Source organism: Streptomyces sp. NPDC002690 (genome assembly GCF_053592415.1).
In genome coordinates this window covers 1-6185 of the sequence record NZ_JBSFVR010000416.1, presented here as the reverse complement: position 1 = coordinate 6185, position 6185 = coordinate 1, and the positions used below count along the sequence as shown (strand labels likewise).

The window sequence follows — 6185 nt, the reverse complement described above, 5'->3', positions numbered from 1 at the left end:
CCGGAAACGCCCCGGCCGCGCCGGCGGTACGCGCCAGTCGGTGCCCGCCTGATCGCGGGCTCTTCCTTCGGCGGGTGCGAGGGATTCAGCCGGATTTCCCGGCGGCCCGGCGCCGCCGCTCGCGCTCGAACTCGGCGGCATCCGGAATCCAGAAGCCGGGCTCATCGAGTGCGGCGCAGCCGCCTCGGACGAAGGCGCTCACCAGTTTCCGGTACCCCTCCATCCCGTCCACCAGGCCGTATTCGACCCGGTACTCCGGATCCGCCCCGCCCACACCCTTGCGCACCGTCGTGACGCGGGCGATGGAGTCCGCGTAGAAATGGAGCTGGATACCTTCCCCCATCTCCTCGTCCTCAAGGGTGAACACCTCGTTGTCCCCGGCCGAGCGATCGGCGACGAACTCCCAGAACTCCGCGGTGGCGGTGCGGGCACCGCCCGAGCGCCACTTCTTCTCGACACCCTTGTCGTCGGTGAACGACAGGATCGTCTTCCGCGCATGCGCGCCGGGGCCGGAGCGGTCTCCGGCGGTTCCCTCGTCATCGTCCAGGGGCGTGCTCCTGGAGCGGTTCGCTGCCTCCGAGCACATCAGGAAGCCCACGGTCCGCACCGCCTCGTCGACGAGCTCGGGGTGTGCGCGGCGCACGGCCACGTCGACCGCCGTCGCCATCCGGTCCCAGTCGCGCTTGTCCGGCGCGCGCTTGCCCCGACGCGGATCGCGGCCGATCCGCATCCCGGCGCACGCCTGCTCGGCGGTGGCGATCACACGCATGACCTCGGGCAGCAGCGGGGCATCGACGGCGTCGGGTATGCGCCGCGGAACCGTCGAGCCGTGCAGGTACTGGCCCGTGTACCTGAGCACCGCGGCGTCGAGAGGGCCGAGTGCCGCTCCGCGCTCGGCGCGACGGCGGTTCACGGTGTACTCCTGGGCCCGTTTGCCGTCGGACGTCTCCGTCGCCGCGCGCATCGCCGCGCAGACCTCGCCGCGTTCGAGCGAGCCGATGTCGGCGCCGTGTGCGATGAGCCGGCCCCGGTCCCACGGGATGCGCCGGAAGAGCGCGTCGACGTCCGCGGGCGCGGAGAGGAGGATCGGGTCCAGGAGCGCGACGGCGGCGTCCTCGTCGAGCGGGCCCCGCGTCCCGGCCGCCTCGCACAGCGGAAGGAGCGCACTCCACAGCAGCAGGTGTCTGCCCAGGTCCTCGCCCATCACCGCGAGATGCGCTTCCCCGATCGGGAACGTGAAGGTGCGCGGCTCGTGGTTGGCGTCGGCCCCGGCACCGAGTGCCAGCTTCAGCTCGCCGTTCTCGCGGACCACGTTCGGGATCCAGCCGCTCCTGCGCGTGAAAACGATGTCTCTCATGGGCCCAGTCTTCCCCATCCGGGGAGACCGCCGATTCCTGGCCGCACCTGGTCCGACCGGCCGCTTCGGCCCCCTCACCCACGTACATCCACGCTGCCGGGAGGGAGCGGACCGCACCCGGCACCACGCGCGTGAGGGCTCCGCGGCCGGAGGGGCGCGTCCCTCGCGGAGTCCGCTCCGGCCGCCCGGACCCGGATCAGGCCGAGTCGCGTACCACCAGCTTGCAGGGCACCTTCTGCACGCCCGGTGTTCCCTTGTCGTCGATGGCGTCCAGCAGCCTGAGCGCCGCGACACGCCCGATCTCCATCAGGTCCACGTCGATCGTGGTCAGCGGGGGGCGGGAGGCCAGCGCCATGATGTCCCAGTTGTCGTAACCGGCGACCGCCACCTGGTCCGGCACGTCGATGCCCTTCTCGCGCAGGGCGTCGGTCACTCCTCGCGCGATCTGGTCGTTGCCGCAGAAGAAGCCGTCGACGTCCGGTGCGGCCCGCAGCACCATGTTCGCCGCGCGCCGCCCCCACGCCTCGCTCCAGTTGCCGAAGTACGCCCGCCCGCCGGCCAGTTCCAGCGACGATGCTTCGAGCAACCGCCGGGTGAACCGCGCGCGGTCGAGCGCGGCGGCATGCCGTTCCGGGCCAGTGACGTGGGCGATCCGCGTCCGTCCCGAGGCGAGGAGGTGGTCCACGGCGAGCCGGCACCCCTGCTCCTCGTCGGAGATCACCGACATGTCCTCCGGGTCGGTGGACGGCGACAGCGCGTAGACGACCGGGATGTCCTGGATGCCCGACAGCGGCGGACGGGGGTCGGTGCGGCGACCGGTGACGATGACGCCGTCCACCCGGCGGTCCATGAGGACCTGCAAGTGGTGCTGCTCGCGGATCACGTCGCCGCGGGTGTCGCAGAGGAGAACGGAGATCTTGCCGGCGCCCAACGCGTCCTCCGCGCCGAGGAGCACGGGCGTACTGAACCTGCCGATGCCGTCGGTCGTCATGAGCCCGACCGTCCAGCTGCGTCCCGAATGCAGGTTCTGCGCGTGATGGTTGGGGCGGAAGTCGAGGGCCTCCACCGCGTCCAGGACCTTCTGGCGTGTTTCGGGGCGCATCCGGCCCGTGCCGCTGAGGGCGCGGGAAGCGGTACCCACACTGACTCCGGCCAGATGGGCGACGTCGGTGAGTGTCACCCGCGCCCTGGTCCCCGTACGAGCGGTCTCCGTCACAGGTAATCCTTTGCTCTAAGTGCCGCAGCGGCCATAGTGCCACCCCGGCAGCCCGTTGACCAACACGGGGAAAGTTTCAGGGAGTTTGGTCAAAGTCCTTGACGCTATGTCGTGGTGATCCTACGTTTCCGGTGCTGAAAACGATTGCGCACACTTGCCTCAGTCGCGCCGCCTCCCTGAAGGAAGGCGTGCGCCCAACCCGGGGAGTTCCATGTCCCGCACGAAGCCCGGCTCTTCCGCCACCGGCCCGATCCGCTTCGGCCCGCAGGCCGGGGCAGCTCTCCGGCCGACGAACGCGACGGTGACCACGGGTTTCTGGCAACGGCGGCGCCAGGTCAACGCGGACGTCGGCATCCCACAGGGGCCGGGGCTCCTGGAGCACGCCGGAAATCTGCACAACCTCCGCCTGGTCGCCGGAGCCGTCGAGGGCGCCTTCGAGGGTGACTACCCGTTCCAGGACACCGACGTCTACAAGTGGCTGGAGGCCGCGTCCTGGCAGCTCCTCCAGGACGAGGCCGCCGGCCGTGACACCGCCGCCCTCGCCTCCACGGTCCGGGGCATCATCGCGCTGGTGTCCGCCGCGCAGGAGCAAGACGGCTACCTGAACACGTGGTTCCAGTCCGGCAAGGGTGCCGGCCGCTACTCCGACCTGCGGTGGGGACACGAGCTGTACTGCGCCGGTCATCTCATCCAGGCCGGTGTCGCCCACCACCGGGCGACCGGGGAGCCCGAACTGCTCGCCGTGGCCGTACGGTTCGCCGATCACATCGACAGCGTCTTCGGACCGGAGGGCAGCGGCAAGCCCCTCGACGGTTTCGATGCCCACCCCGAGGTGGAAACGGCTCTGGTGGAGCTGTACCGGGAGACCGGGGAGCGGCGCTATCTCGACCTCGCGGGCTACTTCGTCGACCGGCACGGCCACGGAGTCCACCACCACGAGGCGTACTGCCAGGACCGGGTTCCGGTGCGCGAGGCCGAGACCGTCGAGGGCCACGCGGTGCGCCAGCTCTACCTGCTGGCGGCCGTCGCCGACCTGGCCACCGAGACGGGGGAAGGGGACCTGGCCGCTGCGGCCGCCCGCCTGTGGCACGCCATGACCACCACCAAGACCCACCTGACCGGCGGCGTGGGAGCGCACCACGACAAGGAGGACTTCGGCGACCCGTTCGAACTTCCCAACGAGCGTGCCTACTGCGAGACATGCGCGGCCGTCGCCTCCATCCAGTTCAGCTGGCGGATGGCGCTGCTCACCGGTGACGCACGGTACAGCGACCTGATCGAGCGGACCCTCTTCAACGGCTTCCTCGCCGGTGTGTCGCTGGACGGCGAGGAGTGGCTCTACGTGAACCCGCTCCAGGTCCGCGACGGATACGTCAGTGCCGGCGGGGACCAGTCCTCCCGCCGCACCCGGTGGTTCCGCTGCGCCTGCTGCCCGCCGAACGTGATGCGCCTCCTGGCCAGCCTGGAACATTACGTCGCGTCCACCGACGGCAGCGGTCTGCAGATCCACCAGTACGCCTCCGGTGTCTGTACCGGGCAGGCGGACGATCAGCCGGTGGCGGTACGGGTCGAGACGGAGTACCCCTGGCGCGGCCGGGTCGCCCTGACCGTGGAGACGGCCACCGGGACACCGTGGACACTGTCCCTCCGTATCCCGCAGTGGTGCGCGGCGTACACCCTCACCCGCGACGGAGTCCCCGTCGACGCGGACGTGGACGACGAAGGCTGGCTGCGGGTGGAACGTGTCTGGGCGGAAGGCGACCGGGTCGAACTCGACCTGGACCTCTCCCTCCGGCTCGTCTCCTCGGACCCGCGTGTCGACGCGGTCCGGGGGTGCGTCGCCATCGAACACGGGCCTCTCGTCTACTGCCTCGAACAGGCGGACCACCCCGACGGCGGCCTGGACGACATCGTCATCGACGTCCGTACCCCTCTCGCCGTCAAGGAACGGCCCGAGCTGCTGGGCGGTGTCGTCACCGTCGTCGCGACAGGCCGGCGGCGCACCCTCGCACAGCCGAACTGGTGGCCCTACACACCGGCAGGCGCCCACGGAGACTCCGGAACCACAGGAGCCCGTGACACCGGTGAGCCCGTCCGGGGTGAAGCGCTGGAACTGACCGCGGTGCCCTATTACGCGTGGGCCAACCGCACCACCGGCAGCATGCGCGTCTGGCTGCCGACGCTCTGAGAACGCCCCCCCATCGCACTGCCGTCCCTCCATCATCACGACAACGAGGTCATCATGAGAAACCTGCGCCGCAGTGCCATCGCAGCCGCACTCGCGTTCGGCACGCTCGCCACGGCCGCCGGCTGTTCCGACGGCGGTTCCGGCTCGGGGAGCGACGCCTCTTCCGACCGGGGCACCTACACCTTCTGGGACCCGTACCCGCAGTTCGACGCCTCCTCCGACTGGACCAAGCTGGTGACCGGCTGCGGCACCAAGGCGGGCGTCACCGTCAAGCGCACCGGGATGGACACCACCGACCTCGGGAACAAGGCCCTGCTGGCGGCCCAGCAGGACAACGCCCCCGACGTGATGCTGGTGGACAACCCCGTGGTCTCCACCCTGGTCTCGGCCGGCATGCTGGCCAAGACCGACGACGTGGGACTGGACACCTCGAAGATCCAGCAGAACATCATCGGAGCGGGCTCCCAGGACGGCTCCGCCTACGGCGTCCCGATCGGTGCCAACACGCTCGCCCTCTTCTACAACAAGGACGTCCTGAAGGCGGCCGGTGTGGACGCCGCCACCCTCACCGACTGGGACTCCCTCACCGCCGCGCTGAAGAAGGTGAAGGCGGCCGGCAAGAAGGGCATCACCTTCTCCGCCATAGGCACGGAGGAGGGAAGCTTCCAGTTCGAACCCTGGTTCTGGGGCGCCCAGGGCGACCTGAAGAAGCTCGACGACGCGAACGGCGTGGACGCGCTGACCCTGTGGAAGGACTGGGTGTCCGACGGACTGGCGCCGCACGACGTCCTGCAGAACACCCAGACCACCGCCTGGCAGGAGTTCGCCACCGGTGAGTACGCCTTCGGCGAGAACGGGACCTGGCAACTGGCCAACGCCGAGAAGGCGGGATTCGACTACGGGGTGATCAGCATTCCGTCCCGCGACGGCGGTGCCGCTCCCACGCCGACCGGCGGCGAGTTCGTCACCGTTCCCGTCCAGTCGGACACCGCGCGCTACGCGACGACGAAGAAGATCGTCGACTGCTTGATCAGCTCGGAGAACCTGCTCTCCACCGACACCACCCTCTCCTACGTCGCGCCCCAGGCCGACGTGCAGGCCAAGCAGGTGGCCGAGAACCCGAAGCTGGAGCCGTGGGTCGCCGCCGTGGGTACGGCACGAGGCCGCACCAGCGACGGCCTGGGCACCGACTACCCGGTGATTTCGGAGCAGTTGTGGGGTGCGGTGCAGTCCGCCCTCTCGGGAAGCAAGAGCCCCGAGGACGCGATGAAGGCCGCTCAGCAGGCCGCCGCGTCCAAGACCGGCTGACGACGGAAACGGGTGACGGGCGCGGTCCGCCGCCCGCCGCCCGCCACAGAGCACCCGCCCGGTTCCGGCCGTCCGGGGGCGGGTGGGCCGGGGCGGCCGGGTACCAGGACGCGACG

4 protein-coding genes are annotated in these 6185 nt (G+C 70.3%); 2 read left to right on the top strand and 2 right to left on the bottom strand.

The features are described 5' to 3' along the window. Window positions 1-85 precede the first annotated feature (85 nt). Together ACWD3D_RS32140 and ACWD3D_RS32135 are read right to left on the bottom strand one after the other, a co-directional pair. Window positions 86-1357: a DUF6357 family protein gene (locus ACWD3D_RS32140; RefSeq protein WP_451464257.1), complete on the bottom strand. Its 1272-nt coding sequence runs from the start codon at window positions 1355-1357 to the stop codon at window positions 86-88. A 196-nt stretch (window positions 1358-1553) separates the two neighbouring features. After that, the gene (locus tag ACWD3D_RS32135; protein WP_451464256.1) at window positions 1554-2573 is read right to left on the bottom strand and encodes a LacI family DNA-binding transcriptional regulator; all 1020 of its coding nucleotides are present in this window, start codon (window positions 2571-2573) and stop codon (window positions 1554-1556) included. 211 nt (window positions 2574-2784) lie between these two features. Between ACWD3D_RS32135 and ACWD3D_RS32130 the strand changes: the two genes are divergently transcribed. Next, entirely contained in the window at window positions 2785-4761 is a 1977-nt protein-coding gene (locus tag ACWD3D_RS32130) for a glycoside hydrolase family 127 protein (RefSeq protein WP_451464255.1), read from the top strand. Window positions 4762-4815: 54 nt separating this feature from the next. Further along, window positions 4816-6069, top strand: coding sequence for a sugar ABC transporter substrate-binding protein (locus ACWD3D_RS32125; protein ID WP_451464254.1), 1254 nt, complete (start codon window positions 4816-4818; stop codon window positions 6067-6069). Window positions 6070-6185: the final 116 nt, after the last annotated feature.

Coding starts and splice junctions, on each gene's coding strand:
- ACWD3D_RS32140 (WP_451464257.1), bottom strand. CDS start 1,357: ATGAGAGACATCGTTTTCACGCGCAGGAGCGGCTGGATCCCGAACGTG.
- ACWD3D_RS32130 (WP_451464255.1), top strand. CDS start 2,785: ATGTCCCGCACGAAGCCCGGCTCTTCCGCCACCGGCCCGATCCGCTTC.
- ACWD3D_RS32125 (WP_451464254.1), top strand. CDS start 4,816: ATGAGAAACCTGCGCCGCAGTGCCATCGCAGCCGCACTCGCGTTCGGC.